This is a genomic window from Amycolatopsis plumensis (assembly GCF_042652605.1).
GTDB lineage: Bacteria > Actinomycetota > Actinomycetes > Mycobacteriales > Pseudonocardiaceae > Amycolatopsis > Amycolatopsis plumensis.
Map to the genome: position 1 here is coordinate 8777528 of NZ_JBHSJY010000001.1, position 18409 is coordinate 8795936.

19 protein-coding genes and 2 pseudogenes are annotated in these 18409 nt (G+C 65.4%); 12 read left to right on the forward strand and 9 right to left on the reverse strand.

What is annotated here, in order from left to right; genetic code table 11:
• Positions 1-20: 20 nt before the first annotated feature.
• On the reverse strand, positions 21-368 hold the full coding sequence (locus tag ACFPLC_RS42120; RefSeq protein WP_378194455.1) for a hypothetical protein: 348 nt from the start codon (positions 366-368) through the stop codon (positions 21-23).
• A gap of 746 nt (positions 369-1114) precedes the next feature.
• Between ACFPLC_RS42120 and ACFPLC_RS42125 the strand changes: the two are divergent.
• The 7 genes and pseudogenes from ACFPLC_RS42125 to ACFPLC_RS42155 all read left to right on the forward strand — a co-directional run.
• Positions 1115-1159, forward strand: a pseudogene (locus ACFPLC_RS42125) (hypothetical protein); the annotation flags it as partial.
• Positions 1160-1267: 108 nt separating this feature from the next.
• Positions 1268-1483: a hypothetical protein gene (locus ACFPLC_RS42130; RefSeq protein ID WP_378194458.1), complete on the forward strand. Its 216-nt coding sequence runs from the start codon at positions 1268-1270 to the stop codon at positions 1481-1483.
• Between the two features lie 97 nt (positions 1484-1580).
• Positions 1581-2081 carry a hypothetical protein gene (locus ACFPLC_RS42135; protein ID WP_378236148.1) on the forward strand — a complete coding sequence of 167 codons (501 nt, stop codon included), beginning with the start codon at positions 1581-1583 and terminating at the stop codon, positions 2079-2081.
• A gap of 1317 nt (positions 2082-3398) precedes the next feature.
• Positions 3399-4283, forward strand: coding sequence for an ATP-grasp domain-containing protein (locus tag ACFPLC_RS42140; protein WP_378194463.1), 885 nt, complete (start codon positions 3399-3401; stop codon positions 4281-4283).
• 16 nt (positions 4284-4299) lie between these two features.
• Positions 4300-5067 carry a 2OG-Fe dioxygenase family protein gene (locus tag ACFPLC_RS42145; protein WP_378194466.1) on the forward strand — a complete coding sequence of 256 codons (768 nt, stop codon included), beginning with the start codon at positions 4300-4302 and terminating at the stop codon, positions 5065-5067.
• 28 nt (positions 5068-5095) lie between these two features.
• Positions 5096-7723, forward strand: coding sequence for a hypothetical protein (locus tag ACFPLC_RS42150; RefSeq protein WP_378194469.1), 2628 nt, complete (start codon positions 5096-5098; stop codon positions 7721-7723).
• Positions 7723-8661: a phosphotransferase gene (locus tag ACFPLC_RS42155; protein ID WP_378194472.1), complete on the forward strand. Its 939-nt coding sequence runs from the start codon at positions 7723-7725 to the stop codon at positions 8659-8661. The genes ACFPLC_RS42150 and ACFPLC_RS42155 overlap by 1 nt, the downstream gene beginning before the upstream one ends.
• Positions 8662-9026: 365 nt before the next feature.
• Here ACFPLC_RS42155 and ACFPLC_RS42160 read toward each other — a convergent pair whose 3' ends face one another.
• From ACFPLC_RS42160 to ACFPLC_RS42170, 3 genes are all read right to left on the reverse strand, one after another.
• On the reverse strand, positions 9027-9782 hold the full coding sequence (locus ACFPLC_RS42160) for a hypothetical protein (RefSeq protein ID WP_378194475.1): 756 nt from the start codon (positions 9780-9782) through the stop codon (positions 9027-9029).
• Between the two features lie 216 nt (positions 9783-9998).
• On the reverse strand, positions 9999-10127 hold the full coding sequence (locus tag ACFPLC_RS42165) for a hypothetical protein (RefSeq protein ID WP_378236149.1): 129 nt from the start codon (positions 10125-10127) through the stop codon (positions 9999-10001).
• Between the two features lie 178 nt (positions 10128-10305).
• The gene (locus ACFPLC_RS42170) at positions 10306-10551 is read right to left on the reverse strand and encodes an ANTAR domain-containing protein (RefSeq protein WP_378194478.1); all 246 of its coding nucleotides are present in this window, start codon (positions 10549-10551) and stop codon (positions 10306-10308) included.
• 371 nt (positions 10552-10922) lie between these two features.
• On the opposite strand from ACFPLC_RS42170, the gene ACFPLC_RS42175 reads away from it, so the two are divergent.
• Positions 10923-11954, forward strand: coding sequence for a DUF3800 domain-containing protein (locus tag ACFPLC_RS42175; protein ID WP_378194481.1), 1032 nt, complete (start codon positions 10923-10925; stop codon positions 11952-11954).
• Between the two features lie 400 nt (positions 11955-12354).
• Here ACFPLC_RS42175 and ACFPLC_RS42180 read toward each other — a convergent pair whose 3' ends face one another.
• From ACFPLC_RS42180 to ACFPLC_RS42190, 3 genes are all read right to left on the reverse strand, one after another.
• Entirely contained in the window at positions 12355-12684 is a 330-nt protein-coding gene (locus tag ACFPLC_RS42180) for a hypothetical protein (RefSeq protein WP_378194484.1), read from the reverse strand.
• On the reverse strand, positions 12681-12920 hold the full coding sequence (locus ACFPLC_RS42185; RefSeq protein WP_378236150.1) for a hypothetical protein: 240 nt from the start codon (positions 12918-12920) through the stop codon (positions 12681-12683). Before ACFPLC_RS42185 ends, ACFPLC_RS42180 begins: the two co-directional genes overlap by 4 nt.
• A 210-nt stretch (positions 12921-13130) precedes the next feature.
• The gene (locus tag ACFPLC_RS42190) at positions 13131-13469 is read right to left on the reverse strand and encodes a PadR family transcriptional regulator (RefSeq protein WP_378194489.1); all 339 of its coding nucleotides are present in this window, start codon (positions 13467-13469) and stop codon (positions 13131-13133) included.
• A 404-nt stretch (positions 13470-13873) separates the two neighbouring features.
• On the opposite strand from ACFPLC_RS42190, the gene ACFPLC_RS42195 reads away from it, so the two are divergent.
• The gene (locus ACFPLC_RS42195; RefSeq protein ID WP_378194492.1) at positions 13874-15097 is read left to right on the forward strand and encodes a hypothetical protein; all 1224 of its coding nucleotides are present in this window, start codon (positions 13874-13876) and stop codon (positions 15095-15097) included.
• A gap of 50 nt (positions 15098-15147) precedes the next feature.
• On the forward strand, positions 15148-15294 hold the full coding sequence (locus ACFPLC_RS42200; protein WP_378194495.1) for a hypothetical protein: 147 nt from the start codon (positions 15148-15150) through the stop codon (positions 15292-15294).
• A 48-nt stretch (positions 15295-15342) separates the two neighbouring features.
• Here ACFPLC_RS42200 and ACFPLC_RS42205 read toward each other — a convergent pair whose 3' ends face one another.
• A complete protein-coding gene (locus ACFPLC_RS42205) occupies positions 15343-15582 on the reverse strand; it encodes a hypothetical protein (RefSeq protein WP_378236151.1) in 240 nt (79 codons plus the stop codon).
• A gap of 10 nt (positions 15583-15592) precedes the next feature.
• Here ACFPLC_RS42205 and ACFPLC_RS42210 point away from each other — a divergent pair, with 10 nt between their 5' ends.
• Both ACFPLC_RS42210 and ACFPLC_RS42215 read left to right on the forward strand, forming a co-directional pair.
• On the forward strand, positions 15593-16027 hold the full coding sequence (locus tag ACFPLC_RS42210) for a hypothetical protein (RefSeq protein ID WP_378236152.1): 435 nt from the start codon (positions 15593-15595) through the stop codon (positions 16025-16027).
• Between the two features lie 201 nt (positions 16028-16228).
• Positions 16229-16639: pseudogene (locus tag ACFPLC_RS42215) on the forward strand (VOC family protein); the annotation flags it as partial.
• 57 nt (positions 16640-16696) lie between these two features.
• On the opposite strand, the gene ACFPLC_RS42220 reads toward ACFPLC_RS42215, so the two are convergent.
• Complete coding sequence (locus ACFPLC_RS42220; protein ID WP_378236153.1) at positions 16697-18370, reverse strand: DUF294 nucleotidyltransferase-like domain-containing protein; 1674 nt, start codon at positions 18368-18370, stop codon at positions 16697-16699.
• Positions 18371-18409: the final 39 nt, after the last annotated feature.

Sequence of the window (18409 nt, forward strand, 5' to 3'; positions counted from 1 at the left end):
GAGGTCGGGCAGCAGGGCCGTCAGCGACGGATCATCGGCCGGCCGATGACCAGGCACTGCGGCGCCGGACCCGCCGGAACGGTGTGCGCCAGCCGGTCGCAGGCGCCGTCCGGACACCCGAACTGTTCGTCGTCGGCGCGTCCCGGACCCGCTCCCGGCAGCCCGGTGCTCACGCCACGCACGACGTCCTGCCCGTCCAGTTCCCGCAGCAAGGCCGCGACGGGCCGACGGGCCCGCGCCTCGGTCTCGATGCGGGCCAGCAGGCGTAGTTCGTTCCCGCCCAGGGCGGAGCACTCTTCGCGGAGGGTCGGCAGTTCCTCACACAAGCTGGTCAGCGCCAGCCGTTCCTCGTCCAGTAGTGGCTCCATGAGTCGGAGAGGTTAGCCGTAGACTCCGCGCGCCAGGCGGCGTGCCCACCGTCCGTTCGCAGGCCCGACGGGCAGACATCTGCTAGTGGAAGACGTTCGCGCAGTTGCGCAACCGCTGCTGCTGAAACAGGGCCCCTGAGGGAAGGCTCTCGACCTGGTCGTCCCCTGGGTTCAGCGAGCCTCCGCCGACGGTGTGCCGGTGACCCGACGCCGGGAAGCGCGCGTTCGCCCCACCCAGGACGGTAATCGTTTTACCTGCTCAGGTGCCATACGCTGAGGAAGCAACAGCGGGAGCGGCCCGCCGAAGCGTCCCTGGCGCCCGGTAAAGTCGACGCCTCGCCGAGGCGAAAGGACCGCTCTCGTGTCGTTGGACTGGAACCGGATCGGCTCGTCCAGCCCGCAGCTGGTCATCCAGCCGCGCGACATCTTCGCCGCGCTGCCGAACAAGCAGTTCTCCTACCTGCGCCAGGAACAGGGCGAGGTGCTGGAGGGCTGGTTCGCCCGCAAGGACGACCGCGACGTGGCGATCAAGCAGAACACCGGCGGCGGCAAGACGGTGGTCGGCCTGTTGATCGCGCAGAGCACCCTCAACGAAGGCGTCGGGAAGGCGGTCTACCTCGCCCCCGACACTTACCCCGCGGCGCGGGTGCGCGAGGAGGCCGCAGCGGCTGGGCCTGCCGACCGCCGAGCGACACGACGCCGACGTCCGCCGCTGGCTGGTCACCCACGCACGTACGCCCCTGAACATCGACGACTGGCGGCCCTCGACCTACGACCGATACGTCGCGCTGCTGACGTCATGGGCGGCACAACTCGACCTGACCGCGGACAAGGTGGAGGAGCTGATCTTCCACTCGGCCATCAGCCAGGCCGGATCCGCGCTGTGGGGCGAGGAATGGTTGAGAGCTGCTGAGCCGGCGCCGCCACAGCAGGCCGCCAGCCAGGCGCAGGCCACGCTCCTCGAACTCGATCGGCTCTTCGAGACCGCCGACATTCAGGCCGCGGAGGATGCCCGAGCGCACCTGGACGAACTGGCCACCATCATCCGCGACCGCTGGGACGGACCGGCTACCCTGCACGCCGGCGCGGAGCCGTCGGCTGATCATCCAGGGTGAAGGGCATGAAACGGTCGTGACAGTCCACCCAGGCCAGCACGACAGAGCAGGTGCAGCAGCGGACGCTGCGGGGAGGGGCCGATGGCCGAGACCACGTATGCAGTGCACGGCCGACCTCGACAACGCCGGAACCCCGCTCCCCCAGCGGCCGCAGTCACGCCCGCAACCGTGGCTCGCCGCTACTTCGAGGGACGGTGAACGCCGGGCCGGGTGGGATCCGTGGAAGTTCGACGACGATCGCGCCGAGCGCATGCGCCACGGCGACCTTCGCCAGGTCTGCGGCACACCGCGGACGGACGTCGTGTACGTCCTGGCCCCGGCGAACCAGACCGGCACGATGGTCGAAATGTACGGCGGCGCCGTCTGCTCACTCAAATGCGCGCGCCTGACCGCCGCCGTGTGTCCGCACTACACCACCGCCAGCTCACCGACCCACATCTACGCCGTCCCCCGCCACGAACGCGTCGATCTCATCGGCTGCGACCTGGCCAACGACGACGAATACGACATTGCCGGTCTCATCCCCGCGGCCTCGGTCTCGACCAGCCGCTCGCCGGCGGATGCCATGAGAACTTCGGGGCCGCGGGCGGGGCAATGAGCGGCTTCTCCTCCCAGCATCCCCGACGTTTCCGGTGCCGGGACTGCAGCGGTGACCTGAAACACGACGTAGTGGGTCATGACAAGGTCCCTTCCCGCGCCCAAAACTCGAAGCTCGCCACGGATTGCCCAGGTGCCCATGTAACGCCCCTGGTCAGACTTGTTCCCTCTGTTTGACACTCCTGCCGGGGCATGGAAATGGGCGACATCAGCAGGCGAGCGGCTGGTACTCGAAGACACCTACCGGCTATGGGCACCAGCCACTCGCCTATTCCTGCTGGTCAACTCGACATGGAAGCCACTTGGCACCATCACGCCTTAGCTGACTAGGTCTGCATGACACGAACTACACGCCAGCACGGCCTCTAGAGATGTTTGCCGTCAAGATCTCGAGTCGCTTCGCTACGCCCGCAGGCTCAGACCTGGCTTCGCGGTCAGCGCTGCCACGGCGGCCGTGAAGCCCCTCCTCGGCGCTCGCGACGATGTCGCGTGTTGGGGAGACGCGCTGCCAGAGATGCTGAGCGAGCCGTTCACGGGCTGCTTGGCGGACCTCGCGGTCCTGATCACCAGCCTGCCAGTGGTGCAGAAGTTGCTCGTAAATTGACCAGGCAGCAAGTTCCAGTTTCGAGGCACGGTCGCGTTGGGGACCAGGCTCGAGGGCGACTTCCATCGCGGACTCAGCCGGCTTTGGCGATCTGCGGCCGAAATCGATCACGCGGCGAGCAGCCTCGACCTTCTGTACTCCGGCATGACGGCCGACGCCTGCGCAGAGACATAGGGACATTCTTCCAGCGGGACGGCTGGGCCCTGCTAACTCGGTGCCCGCTACCGGGGTGAACCTCAGAGAACCGTGCCGACCCTCAGTCGCCCTCATACAAGACGCCTGATCGCACGTTGTCGGGTCGCAACCTCCCGAACAGAACAACCAGTCCGCGTCCTCGTCACTCACGTCGGTCCGTATCCACCCGGTCAGGGCATCAAGGAACACTCACGTGTGACGCGGGCGGCGCCGGACGTACGAACAGCCCGGCGCTGCTTCTTCGGCCTGGTTACGCCGCCCACCGCGCCGCATTGGCTGGCGCCCGGTGGGGTGGTCGGCGGACAGGGCCAGCCACAATCACTCGACTGGACGTTGCCCCCACGTCCAGCACTCTGCCTCCCTTGACCAGGGCACTCTGGCCGTGCCAGCCTCAGATGACATGGCCGCACACAGGGGAGAACCCGGCACATGTCGAAACCAACCGAACCGGGTGACAGACAGCTGGACCAATTTGCCTCCTCGTCCAGGGGTCGGGAGGGGGTGCTAGCCTTCGGCGCCATGCTGCACCCCCACCGCGTGGCCATTGCGACTGCCACCTGCGCCCACGATGATGACCATGACACCCCCTTGTTGTTACGCAAGCTGGCCGATGCGGGTTTCCGCGCCGAAGCGGCCTTTTGGCATGACCAGCGGTCGTGGGCAGAATTCGATCTCGTGCTCATTCGCTCGCCATGGGACTACGCCATCAGGATCGCGGAGTTCCGGGACTGGACGCGGACAGTGTCCCGAGAAACCCTGCTGGCCAACCCGGCCGAGCTCGTGCTGTGGAACATGGACAAGCACTACCTGCGAGAACTGGCGGCGGCCGCTCTGCCGGTCGTGAACACCAGCTACCTCTACCCCGGCCAGGCCCTGCCGAACTTCGATCACGACATCGTCGTGAAACCTGCGATTTCCGCCGGCGCACTAAACACCGGGCGGTACCGAGCCGGCGACCCGAGGGCCGCGGAGCACGTGCGTATGCTACATGGACACGGCCAAGCGGTGATGGTTCAGCCTTACCTGGAGACCATCGACACAGCTGGGGAACACGCACTGGTCTTCCTGGACGGCGAGTTCAGCCACGCCATGGCAAAGGGTGCGGTGCTCACCGCGGCCAACGGCATCGACAACAGCCGCTTCCCCCACCCGAACCTGCAGCCCTACCAACCGACCGCCGGCGAGATTCGGCTCGCCACCGAGACGCTGGCCGCTATTCCTGTTCGGCTGGGTACCCCGCTCTACGCCAGGATCGACATGGTGACCGCAGGCAAGGACTCGACGCTGATGGAACTGGAACTCATCGAGCCGAACCTGTTCCTGCCCTCCTCGCCCAACGCACTCGACCGTTTCGTGAAAGCGATAGAGCAGTACATCGGAGCACGCCAGACCACGTCGACCTGAGCAGGAGCGTCCACCGATGACGGAATTGAGCACGGACGTCGCCCCCGATCCTCATCAGCCCCCGATCTACTGTGAAATCGATCCTGGCGTCGAACTCCGTCGACGGGGATATGCGGTGGTGCCTGGCGTCCGGATTCGGCTATCACCCAAACTGCGGGATAGTTTTCGGCGGTTCGCCGCGACTTGGGATCGCCTACAACCGGACAGTTACGTGCTCACTAGCCAGGTTCGTTCGGCCTACCGGCTCCGCCGGTATGGCCATTACCTCGTCCCGTCATCCGGCACGGACATCCAGGTGCTCGGCAACCGTGACTACTACCAGCAGAAATCGGCGAACCCGCTCTTCGGCGGCATTCGACGCCAGTTCGCCGGACTTACGCGGGACGCGCAGCGGAACCCGTTCCTGCTGGCGCTCCTGCGTCATGCGACCACGCAGATCACGACAGCCGCAGACGCCCCGGAGCCGTCCTGGCTGGTCGACGTGCACCAGATCCGCATTCTCGGCACAGCTGACCAGCCGGGCGCGCCGGCGCCGGAGGGGCCACACCAGGACGGGCTCGAGTTTATCTCTGTGCACCTCATCGCCCGCGACAACGCCGCAGGCGGGCGCACCTCGCTGTATCGCGGCGCAGAACAACTGGTCACCGCCGAGTTAACCCGGCCGCTGGACTCCGTCTTCGTCAACGACACACAACTGTCGCACTACACAGAACCAATCACACCGGCCGCCGGGGGCACCGCCGTGCGCGATGCTCTGCTGCTGGGCTTCCGCACGGCGTCATAACCATTACACAACACCGGGACCACTCACTATGAGCTCAGACCTCCGGGTGCTGTTCCGCACCAACCTCAGCAGCATCGATGCTCGGCAGATATTCGTAGACCGGGACGCCGAAAGCGCTGCCTTCGAACGCGCTTTCGCCGTGCACGGGGCGTCTGTATCTGCCGGTCGCTGCGATCCAGTGGACGTGCTGGAACCCAGGCGCAACGTCATCACCTTTTATGGCATGGGCGGAGTCGGCAAGACCACCCTGTCCCACCAGTTGCAAGCCTGGGCTTCCGGCCGAAAGCGGCCCGATTCCTCGACCTGGCCTGACTTTCCGCACGACACCGGCCTGATCCACACCGCTCGGCTGGACCTGACCCGCGAGTCCGGCGTAGATCTTGAAGCGATCATGATACTTTTGCGCGCTGCCCTGATCGGCGCGCAGCGACGCACCATCGCGTTCGACCTTGCACTCTCCCGATACTGGAGCCGAGTCCACCCGCACGAGAACATCGCCGAATATCTCACCAACCGGGGTGCTCTGCTGCGGGGGGAGAACACCACGAGACTGCCGGAGGCCCTGCAGTACTCTCTCGATGAGGTGGCTAGGGCGCTTGACCTGCAGGTACCGGGCGTCTCGCTGATCACAATGACTGGCAAAGCACTTGTCAAGGCGTTGCGCGGTCGCGCAGACCGCAAACGCGTGCTGACCGCCTGCACCAGACTGACCGAGCTGCTCGAGGCGGAACCAGACCTGGAGACCCTCAGCTACTACCCGTATCTGCTGGCCTGGGACTGCTACCAACAACAACGCCAGTCTACGACGCGCCCGGTCCGGCTAGTCGTCTTCGTCGACACCTTCGAAGAGGCGAACCGGGAATTCGAGCGCTACCTTCAGCGCTTGGTGTGGTTGATGCCGAACGTTTTCTTCGTCATCACCGGACGCAATCGGTTGACATGGGCTGATGACGACGTGGACGGTGTATTCGATTGGGCCGGCCCGGTGAGTTGGCCGGGCCTGGCTGCGGGGAGTGAGGGGGACCCGCGGCAACATCTGGTCGGCGCGCTATCCCCGCACGATTCCGATCGATTCCTGCGCGATCGGTTGCGCCAAGACAACAGTCCGCTCATCGCCGAGGACATCAGGGAGCGCATCGTCGCCAACGCGCACGGCCTACCGCTCTATCTCGATCTATCCGTCATGCGCTACCTGCAGTTCTACGAGGACCGGCGGCCGGTCAGGCCCGAGGAGTTCAACGTCGAGTTTCCCGGCCTGATTGCCAGGGTCTTCCGCGATCTCGGACAGGAGGAGCGCGCTGCGTTGCGCGCGGCCAGTCTGCTTGACGCCTTTGACGTAGGCCTACTAACCGAGACCGCAGGCCTGCTTGGCGAATCCGGCTCGTTGCGCCTGATTGATCGGCCGCTCGTACAGTTCACCGAATGGGAACCGTGGCCGTACCATCTGGACGAGCTGATCCGCAGCCACGTCGCGGCCGCCGACCACGGACTGGACGATTCGTGGAGCGCGCACGACTGGAAACGCGCCGCGGCCCGCGCCCTGCGCCACCTAGGTGCGGCCGCTGAACGTTACACGGCGCACAGCCATCGCGCGGCCCTGATCTCTTGTCTGAACCAGGGGTTGCGCCTCGCTCACGAGTTCGAGCTGCAGCCTGGCTGGTTGGTGGATGCGGCGTACCGGTTCGTAGCCGACCATGTGTGGGAACCAACCCTCGCGCCGAAGATCGACGGACTCGACACCGGACGACCGCCGGAAACTCCGGCGGCAACTCTGGCCTACGCCCTACTCATAATCTGCCGGCGACAGCAGGAGCATCGTGAACACACCGCGCGTGAACTCACCCGCTGCCTGGATTCCGGCCAGTTACCGGAAGAAGCAGTGGAACTCCTCCGCTACTACCACGCAGAGTGCATGCGCGACCTGGGCCGGCAGACCGAATCCGAGATCGGGATGCGGGCGCTGGTTGAGGCAAACGGTCGGATGGCCGACACGGCCGCCCGCGGACTGAGCCACGTCCTCCGCCGAAAGGGCCGGTTCCGTGAGTTAGCTGAACTGCTCACTACCCGGGAGCGGACGGCAACCTGGTCTCGCGTGCTAGGCGATCTACAGTGGACACAAGCCCGGTACGAGGAAGCCGACGCGGCCTATGCGGCAGCCCGCGATCTCGCGCTCGGAGCTGGCATGCAGGGCGAGGCGGCGCTGTCCGAGGCGTGCCGCGCGTTCGCGCTCGGGTTCGCAAACCCGGCCGCGGCACGGGTCGCGGCGGACTCGGCCCGTGACCTGTTGCGTGGCATCAACCTGACCTGGGCCGAGCTGCAGGTGCGCAACGCTGAACTGCTGGCCGCAGCGGGCACCGGTCAGTCGGCGGACTGCGACGAGGTAGTCGCGGCCGCTGACCGGCACGGCCTCACCTCGATCGGTGCCTATGCCGAACTCGCCCGCGCCCTCGACGGCGCCTTGCGCCGTGATGCGAACGCCGTGGCTCGTGCCCGTGCCGGCGTGCTCCGCTACGTACACGGCGCCGAGTTCGCCTATCTGCTGGCCATCATCGACTTCTGGCAAGAGAAGCCCGGCGACCCGGCGCCGGCTGAGGTGGACTGGCTGGCTGATGTCGCCGACACCGCGCGCGCCTGGCGAGCGGTACTGGCGCGATAGTGGCCACCTATAGCCCGCTGGCGACGGACACGCTCGCCCAGCTCTACGAACGCTTCGGCCTGTCATGTGCGACTGCCGAACCGCTTGCGGGCGGCGCGGCCAACACCAGCTACCTGATTACCACCGTCGACGACCGGCAGTATGTGCTAACCGTGCTGGACAACCACGACACGGTTTCGGCTACCCGTTTGGCCCGGTTGCTACGCCACCTCGTCGACTGCGGAGTGCCCACCAGTGAACCGCTACCTGACCGCTCAGGCCAGCCGGTGGCGACGTTGGCGAACCGGCTGTTCCTACTCAAGAACTATCTGCCCGGTACCTGCCAAACCCAGTTGCCCTCCTCCGCGCTGCGCGCTGCTGGGGCGTTGCTTGCCCGGCTGCGCGAAGTGCCACCACCGGCGTTCGACCTCCCGGTCGGCCGCCGACTACCCGCAGACGCGCTCGAACTGGCCGAAAAATTCGCCGACCACGATTTTGCCGATTGGGTGCGCACCCACGCGGCCCTGGGCAGGTTACCCGCGGCGAACCAATCGCGTTCCGTTCTCGTGCACGGCGACTTGGCCGGGGACAACCTCGTGCTCGGCGAGAACGGGCGACTTGCAGTGCTGGACTGGGAGACCGCAGCCCTGGACCTGCCGGTGGTGGACCTGGGCATGACGCTCTACGCTCTATGCCGCACCGACGGCCGGTTTGACCTCGCCCGCGCCCGGCAACTACTGTCCGGATATGCGGAGGTTTGGCCGCCGTCCGGCCAGGAGTGGGATCTGCTGTTGCCAGCCATCACGCACGCCGCCGTGCTGATCGGCTACCACCGCTACCGTCGCCATCACATCCGCTACCCTGACAAGGCCAAACAACATCTGTACCTGGAAGTGCCGCCCTACCTCGCGGACATTCGAACTCGCTGGCCGGACCTTGAATGGCAACAGCGAGCGTAGCCGGAGTGTGAGCCCGGTCCGCGCGTGCCTCGTCGAGCAGCCATTGGACGACTTGGAGGATGCATGTGGAGGCGTCCCGTCGGGGACAGCGGAAATCCGCGGACTCCAGCGGTCGTCATCCGCCAACACCGACAGGTGTGCCGACACGCCCTGCGTGAGGTCTACCCAGGTGGCGGCGATTCGGTATTCGAGTAAAGCGCTCCACGCGCGGTGCTGATCACCGACCGTCCGCCACCGATCTCGAAAGGGCGCATCGGCGGACGACGTTCCGCCTGAGCTCAGCAGCACATCACAGCAGCGTCGGTTTGCGATCCTTACTAGCCGCGGTCGGCGAGCGCCGCTCGAAGGCATATGGGGCCACCGGGTTAGCTTTCTCGAAGTGCCGCAAGGACGTGATCCTGAGCATCCTCGAGAGCCTGGCGCCATTCATCAACTAAACCTCTTATATCTTCACATGCCTGATCCAAGACCATCTGCGCCTGCTTACGTTTGGCTTTTCGCCAGCTGCGATAGACGGTAAATCCCGTTGTCGCGCCACCTATGATCCAGCCAGCAGGACCAAAAATAATGGACGCCCCCGCCGCTGAACTTACTCCTGCGGCTCCTCCGGACGCGGCTCCACCAAAGCCCGCAATAAAAGCTCTCTTACCCAGGCCAGTCATGGCCGTCCGAAATAACATAGGCCTGACGGCGCCAGCCATTGACACATTTAGGGCACCCATGAATAATCCCCTGGTTGCGGCTGCAGCCCCGACTCCGGCGAGGAGATTGGTAAGTATCTCCGGAGCAATCTCATCGGCCACAAAACTTGTACCAGAATTGACATTCATGTTTTGCGAAGAACCATCTGCGGAGAACCTGGCGATTTTGCTGTCGCCGCCAGATTCCTGCAACTTTTCAGTAATCATCGACTCGATTTGATCGACACCCTTTCGCAAATCTTCCGCCAACAGTCGAAAACTCTCCTGAGCGTGGGCACAGATCTCCTCGATGACCGAGCCACATTCCAGTGGACCACATTTTTCCACTCGAGCCCGGTATTCAGTCCGAAGTTCGCGAACTTCACTTTCTGCTTTACGCTTCAGTCGACCTGAAAGCCAACCGATCTTACTGGAAACCATGGACTCTACATCATGAAGCCATCGAGGATCCATCGATGGATCACCACCTTCATCAAAGGACCTCTTCTCTGACCGAGATACCTAGGTCGCGGTAGATCTTACTTCTATCCGTAAACCGCGTCCAGACACAAGCGCCATCACACCTTCTTTGATCTTTGGATGCCCGCACCCTCGGTTGCGTCGATAACCCTTGCAGTCGCAGTCGTAATCTAGTCCTCACCAATCTGACCAGTCCGGATCCTTGATGCCGATGCACCCAGGCAACCGGGTGGTGATCTCCTGCCACAGCCAGACGTCCCCATCAGGATCGGCGAACGTCGCCCACGAACAGTACGTCCGGTGCACTCCGGGGCCAGCGCCCGCACCGGTCCGCCCGACCGATGTGGAAGAACTCGCCCACCTCGATCCCGACGGCGACCAACGCATCCCGCGCCGCGACGATTTCGGACACGACCAGATACCCCTTGCCCGAGCCCCAGCACAGCCCAGGTCACCGTCCGGATGAACACTGGCCCCGGGGGGGTCACTGGCCGGGCCAGCAGGCGTGCTCGATCAGCTGCTCCGCGACGACCCGAAGCTTGACGTTGTCGTTCTGGGCACGCTGGACGAGAAGGCCGAACGCCTCGTCGGCGGTGATGTGCCAGGCCGCCATCAGGATGCCTTTCGCCTCGGACGCGCCGCCGGCTGGGCGCCCTCGCCGCCGCGGCCGTCCTCGTGTTCGGCATCTCGGTGGCGGTTTTCGCCAGGGACCTGTGGTCCAAGAATCCACTACGGCAACGCCGCTTGGGCCATGATCATGAGGCGCGGGTCGCGCAGTCGGACGCCGAGGCGTTGTCTCAGAGGCCTATCTCATTGTGGTCAAGACGCGGCAGCACGGTAGGAGCCTGGTCGGGCCGCACAGACTGCTGTTCGCCATGGCACGGCGGCGGCTGATCGACGCGTTCCGCGGGACCGCAAGCCGCTCAGCCTGGCCCAGAGCAACGATGGCATCGCCGAGACGGAGAGCGTCCTGTCGCGAGCGTCGCCTGGCGTTGCCAAAGACGTCCCGCGAAGCAAGTGGCTTGCGGAGGTCTTCGACCACCACGACGGCCTGAAGGAAACCAGGTGGCCCCGGTTCATCGCGTGGGGCAGACTCGCCGGGTGAACGATGCAGCGCTACCGGTCGTGTATGCGGATGAGAGCAACAACACCGGTGAGAATCTCCGTGACGAAGACCAACCCGTCTTCACTGTCGCCGGCGTGCACCTCGACGACGACCGTGCCAACGAGATCGTCGACACGGTGGTGGGAGCGATGCAGAAAGGTGCGGGCGAACCGAAGTACAGCCTCCTGGCCAGGCGTCCGCGTGGGCGCGTCCTGTTGATGTCCGCGTTCGCTGCGCTACCTGACGATAGTGTGAAAGTTTTCGTTGCGGACAAGAAATTCATGACGGTGTCGAAGATTGTCGATCTGGGGATCGAGCCGTTGATGTTCGCCGACGGCTACAACATGCACGCCGATGAATCAGCGCGCGCTCTTGCCCATATGGTTGCCCTCGTGGGACCGGTCGTTGGCGACAGCCACAAGTTCACGAAGGTCCTTGAGGCGTTCGTCCGGGTTGTGCTACAACGCGACCTCGTTGGCCCCGAGGCGTATGTATCGGCAGCAGAGGAATACCTCGCCACCGTCGACAAGTCAAATGGATCAAGCATTCGGACGGCTCTCTTGCCTACCCCGGACTGGCTCGACACTGTCCTGGCGGAGCGAAACAGTGGTCTCCATCCAGACACACTCGATCCAGCGATACCAGCGATCGTTGCTCTATGCCGAGAGTTCTTCGAGATCATCGGCCCTCTTCGCCTGGTCCATGACGAGTCGAAGGTGATCGACCGGAATAAGGAGCTCCTCCTCACCATGGACCAGTTCCCGGACCCCTCCGACCCCGACTGTCCGATGCAGACCTCTGGCGTCAAACAAATTGATTTCGGCGACAGCAAAAATATTGCCCAACTCAAAATCGCCGACTGGGTCGCCGGCGCAGCCAGAGACGTCGCCATGAGCAAACTCAACCCGCCGCGAAGGGAAGTAAGCCAGGAACTGAGCGAGATCGTAGAAAGTTGGCTTGCCGGCCGACCGCTATGGCTCGATCAAAACTGGCTTGCCGACCGACTCGGCATCAGTGACAGCAGCTAAACCACTTTCGCAACATCACGTTCCGTTCGACAGCCCTCGCCTGTGTGTCGACATCGATTTCCTCCCTCGTAGGCAGTCGGGGCTGTCCCTGGAAGGACAGCCCCTCCCCGAACTGGCGTGAAATCGCAGGGGACCCAGTTCGCCCGCATGTCACAGATGCTCGACAGCCTTGAGGTACAGCTCATTCAGCCGGCCGCTGGGCGGCATCGTGTTCCGTGGCGCGGGCGACCCGGTCTCGGTGAGCCATCGTGGCCGTGTGAACTTCTTGCTTGTGGGCGAGGGTGCGCTCGGTGGACGCCTGGCGGCGCCAGGACAGGTACAGTGCGACGACGCCGCCTACCCCAATGCTCAGCCCGATCTTCAGGCCGTTCAGGCCGGGGTCAAGCCCTCCACACAGAGATCAACCTGTCCTTTGCCGCGGCCGTGCCTTGGTGTCCTGACCTGCTGAAGGTGTACTACGTGGCCCCGTCATGCCGGTGGCGGGTGGTTTCGTGCGGGGGACGGTGGAGACGGCGCGGCGCCGCGGCGGGGTGGAGGTACCGTGGCGCCAGGTGGACACCAGCAGCGTGAGCCGCTTCGCGCGGTCATGATCGTCCAGCACCCAGCAGAACGCGACGATGATGGCGACGACCACCAACGCGATCCCGGTCCAGTCCCTCATAGCGACGGTGACCACGAGCCCGCTAACGCCGACGACCTTCACGGTCTTCACCGCCGTGAGGTGCTTCACCGGTCCGCCGCCCGACGGACAGCCGCCCACCGCAGGCTGATGGCGAGCCGGGGCACCGCGATCAGCACCAGGGATAGCAGCTCCATCCACCGTCGAAGACGTGGCGTCCCGTCGGCCCGCAGGTCCGCCATCCACGCGGCCCATTCCTCGCGGTATTCGTCTCTGACTTCGGCGGGAAGCAGCTGGCCGACGCTTCCGAAGGCGTGCACTTTGGAGGCCACTTCTCTTCGCGTCACCTTCATTCCACGTCTGATGAGGATGGCAAGGATACTCAAGGTGATACCACCGACGCCGGAGATGACGGCGGCGGTGGCGGCGGAGTCGTCGCCGAAGACAAGTGCGAGGAGGGCAATGACGGCGCCGACGACCGTAAAGATGCCAGCGACGGCGAAACCAAGAAGTAATCGGATTTGAGGCCTGTTTTGCGGCACGATCGGCGTCTCCCGTCAGCTTCCATGCTGGGGACTCAGCGTCGGGACATCGCCGGCCGCCGCGGGGGCGGAGTCAGCTCGGGCGACAGCCCGGTAAGCCGTGACGGTGGCTCCGTGGCCGGCGAAGCGGTAGTAGCGGCGCCGGGGCCGACCTTCGTCCTCGTGGTCGGCCGGGTCCTCCCAGAAGCTCTCGATCAGCCCCGCCTGCTCCAGGCGGCGGAGAATCGGGTGCAGGGTGCCGGTCTTCAACCCGGACACCCGGGCGATGTCGAGTCCGTAGCGCGGCGCCGCGGGGTCTTCCAGCAGTACGCGCAGCACCGCGATCGTCTGCGGCGTCATCCGTGGTCCAGTCACAACAATCAATCTACCTAACTAGACTTCGGAAGTCTAGCTAGGTAGGGGTGATTCCTGAGCTAGGTCGAGCCGACTCAGAAAGGGCAAACCAACGGCGATGAAGTGCGCCCTCAACCGCCCCGCTTCGACACGCCACGACATATTCGCTGGTCAGACCACCGCAAGAGCCCAGCTCACCCACCTTCCGCAGGCTCCTTAGAGGGTCTACCAGCCGTGACCTGCTCCAGCCAGCTTCGTCCGTCTTCCCGCAACCGCCGGACGCCAAGGCGAACGTGCCCGTCGGCTGGCACCGGGAAACGGTGCGCTTCCGCAACCGGTCTTCGAAGGGGGGTAACTGCGAGGCGACTGGAGACGATGAACGATTCGCCCAGGCTGAGCCTGGAACGGGAGAAGGGTTCTGCTTCATGGGGAAATCGGCACGGGTGCTGGGCTGGGAGTTCGGGCGGACGGCTCGCGGGATGAACGCGCTGCTCAAGCAGTACGGCTACCTGCACGGAGTCCCCGGCGCTTACGGGCTCACCGAGAAGGGGCAGCAGTACGCGCAGGGGCAGCACCACGCGCGTGGGCCAGGCGGATACGCGCACTACAACAGGAGCTGGGAAACCCGCACCTGGAACGATGAGACGGCAACGGCACTGAGAGCTGACATGGAAGCCAGCCCGGCAGGCATCGGCGAGGATCCCGCGGATATGCCCCTACCTCGACATCTCGACGCTCACTCAGACACCACCGAAGCGAACGACGTCGGCCGCGCACCTGTCGTGGTCTGCAGCTGCCGTGGCGATGTCAACGAGCTGAAAGATCTCTTCCACATCGAGAAAGTCCACTTCCTCGTCACCGTGTCGACAGACGCCCTGGACTCGTTCGAGCGGCGTGGGCTGGCCGGCCGGGACGCGTTCGATTCCGCCTTTGACACCGTCGTGCACACTCGTCGGCTGGAGCTCGACGAGTCCCTGGACATCGTGCGTGCCCGGGCGACCGGCTTCCCGCCCATCGTCGCAATGCTCTGCCATGCCTGGTCCGGTGGTCTTCCGCGCGACCTCCTGCGGACTGCCCGAGCCGCTGTGGAGCTGCAGCGACGCAACTCCAAGGCACCTCTCAGCATCGATACGATCTTCGCCACCGTCGTACTCGATGACCTGGAGGCCGCACTGCGTGCGTCCATGCGTACCCTGGACTTCGACGACGACCAACTCGAAGATCTCTGGGGCATGCAACGAGGCCTGGCCGCCGCACGAGACCAGAGTGGAGACTTTGATCGAATTCGGAAAGACCTGCCCGCCCCGGACCACTTCAAGACACCTCCGCTGCGAGCACTGCTTTCGAAAGTCAAGCTGGGGCTATCACTCTTACGGGTCGCGAAGGTCGCCAGGTCGTTGCCGAACTACTGGCAAGAAGACGGCGTCGCCCTTCGCGCGATGCGGAAGGCCGCGGCTGAACATGCCACGGCAATCGCGGCACTCAGCGAGCCTCCTCTCGTACACGAAGCCGCCGTGACCGCCGCAGTTCGCGACTTCGACGCAACGTCTCTCGTCTCGGTGGCCGCTGCCACCGCGTACGCGACGGCGGACCCTCCTCTCCCAGACGCATCCACGAACGGCGCGTCGGCGTCCTCATCGAGAAGATAGAGCCTCAGCTCCGAGATGCCGACGTCGAGGAACTGGACACCCGCATCCTGTTGAAGCTGAGGGGAGCCACCCGGCTGAAGACCGGGCCTTTCCGCGGCTTGGGCTCGACGGAACTCGGTGAAGGCGCCGGCTACTACGAGAAACAGGACGCCGCCGAGCGCGAGCGACTGAAGAAGCTCGAAGGAGGCACCCGGTGATCGTCACTCCCCCACCACCTCCCGGCCCTCCGACCCGGCCGCCCTGCCCTACCCCGAGGACGCCGACGCGGTCATCCGGCGCGCCGCCGGGTTCATCTGCGCCGACGGCATCATCACCCTGCTCAACAAGCTCCGCGTGTTCATCGCCGGCGACATCGGCAAAGTCCAGCATCTGGCCGACACCTTCGCCAGCCAAAGCGCCCTCTCCGACGCCGTCGACCAGCTCAACACCGCGCAGCTGACGCTCTCGACAGCCTGGCACGGCGACGCCGCCGACCAGTTCGCCACCTACGCAGGCATGGCCAAACCCATCCTCACCCAGAACCAGGCCTCGCTGGCCACCCTGACCAAGACCATGTCCTCCATCGCCGAAACGATCATCGACACCTACAAGAACCTGCTCGTCGTCCTCGGCAAATGCGCCATCAACATCAACCAGCTGGGCGGCAAGATCGGCATCGCCATCGCCACCTCGGCCGTCCTGCCACCGCTGGCGCCGATCAGCTTCAAAGACATCGCCGACGCACTCAACACCGCCTTCGCGACCTTCTGGCAGGACCGCCTCAACCTCCTCAGCGGGATGATCACCGACATCGGCAAACTGATCGGCAGCCGCATCGAGCTCACCACGATCGAGAACACCTTCACCGCCCTGCCCGAAGTCGGTGGCAGCACCGGAGTCATCAGCGACCCGGCGCGGTGGCACGTCAAACCAGGAGCCAGCCAGCCATGACCGGCCGCCACACCCTCCCCGCTCTCGCCGCCATCCTGGCTCTGGGTCTGGCCGGCGGGTGCGCACCCGGCCCGCCACCTCGGCCCGCTGACCCGTCGGTGTCCGTCCCGCCGATCCCCGGCGCCGGTCTGCCCGGAGCCAGCCGCTTCCGAACCGACCCGTGCGCCGCGATCACCGTCGAGCAACTCAACAGCCTCGGCTTCGGCGTTCTGGCGCGAGGTGCTGGACTACGTCCACCTTGCACCACCCGGCGTCGAGCTGCCCGAAGGCGCCGACCCCTTCGCCGCGTGGGACGAGTTCCTCGAGCGGGCCGGAGTGCCGGAAGAGCAGCGCACCAGCAGCTCCGCCGTCGAAGACCCCGACGGGCAGGGGCCACGCCTGTTCTTCCAGCGGGTGCCGGAGGGCAAGACCGCGAAGAACCGGGTCCACCTCGACGTCCGGGCCGCGCCCGGCCTGCAGGGCGACGAGCGGATGGCGGCGCTCGAAGCGGAGTGCGAACGGCTGGTCACCCTCGGCGCGACTTGGGTCCGCCGCAGCGAACCCGAGCCGCCGCTGAGCGCCGGGTTCATCGTGCTGACCGATCCCGAAGGCAACGAGTTCTGCCTGGACTGAGCTGTCATCCCGGTCCTCCGCGGTATCGCGGACGGCTTGGCCGGCGCCGGGGCCGCCTCAAGCGAACGGGTTCTCGTCCGAACGCGCCGGGAGTGCCCCGCTGTCGTTCTTCAGCACGCCGGTTCCCGACTCGACCAGGTACTCCACGCCGTCGAGCTTCACCCGCTGATAAACGAGGTAGCTCTCGACGAGGATCTCCTCCAGCTTGGCGACGCGTCCGTCTCCGAGCTTCAGCAGCGTCGTGCGTACCGTCGTGTCACGATCCTTGCCAGTACCCGGCGCCTCGGTCGGAGCTTCTTCGGTTGCGGCCTTGCGCAGTGCGCCGAGCGTCATCGAGCGCGCCAGGGTGAAGCCCTTCGAGCGGGCGAACAGATCACGGTTGATGTCGGACGCCCGCCTGAAATCGGCTTCCTCGGCCGTACTCAGCACGTACCCCCGGTATTCCGGGTCGGCGTCCTCCGCGAGGCGGAAGGTCTCGTTCTCGGAACGGTAGAAGTTGTGCAGCTTGATCCGTAGCGTCGACGCGAAATCGACGACGAAGCGCAGGTCGGCGGCGACTGCCGCGGACAGGACGCCGTGTTCGAGAAGGTCGTCGGTCCGGGCCCACACGCTGAGGTCGGTCGTCGTGCGGCCGTGGTAGAGGGCCAGGTTGCGCACGATGAACGTGGGCAGACGCAGCAGCCCCTTCTTGACGTCCTTGTCCTCGTGGCTGAGGTAGACGCTCGTCGGCGAAAACTTGGTGCTCTGGGCGTCGATCAGCGAGGTGGCGATCTCGCGGCGCCACACGTCGTCGGCCGCCAGCCGGCGGCGTGCGGCGTAGTAGGCGTTCTCAAGTTCCGGGCCGCGGCCTTCGGTGTGCAGGGTCCGGGCATCGAGCAGGACATCGCGCTTGGTCACGAGGTGCTCCCGCGCGACGGCGCCGGGAGGGCCTTTGCTCAGCTCGTCGAGGTCAGGCTCGCCCATCTCCTTCAGCTGCAGCCCGATCAGCGCGTCCACCGCGGCGACCTTGGCGGTGACCTTCCGCACCAGCACGCTGTAGTCGACGTCGGAGTGCGGGAACATCTCCTCGCGGCCCACCGAGCCGACCGCGAGGAGGACGTAGTCGGTCAGCCCGAGCTCCGCCGCTGCGCCCTGGTACAGCGTGCGCAGCCAGCTCGACAGCTCACGGGTCAAGTAGCTCATCACCAGCTGTGGCGCCGCGAGCACGCCATCGGTTTCCAGGTCGCGCACGTACTCCCGCACTTCGGCGAGGTGCCTGCGGCCCGCCTCGGTCGCTCGGTGGAAGGCCGCCGGATCGGGCTCGCGAGCGTGCTCGTCCGCCTCGGCGTAAATCTCCCGCAGCTTGCCCACCCACTCGGGCAGCCGCCCTACCAGCCCCTCACGGAGGGGATTTGGGCGCGCGACCTCGAGCAGGAATCGCCAGCACACGGCGTCGTCCGCGGGATCCGGGAATCGCGCCGGCGGCCGTTCGATGAATCCTTCCACGATCCGAGCGACGATCTTCGTTCCCTCGACGCCCGCCTGGTGCAGGAGACTGTGCTTGGTGGCGTTGTTCAGCGATTCCATCCACCGGCGTGGCCGCGGCGGAAGCTGCGCGACGAGCTCGTTGACCTCCGGTAGCACCTTGCCGAGCGCGCCCGCGGAGAAGGCATCGCCGAAAGCGGCTTCGGCCGCGCCGGAATCGAGGAAATCGCGCTGCAGCACGATGCTCACCGCCTGATTCCCGGCCATGCGCTGCAGTGCGAGGACGGCGGCTTGCGACGGCGTAAA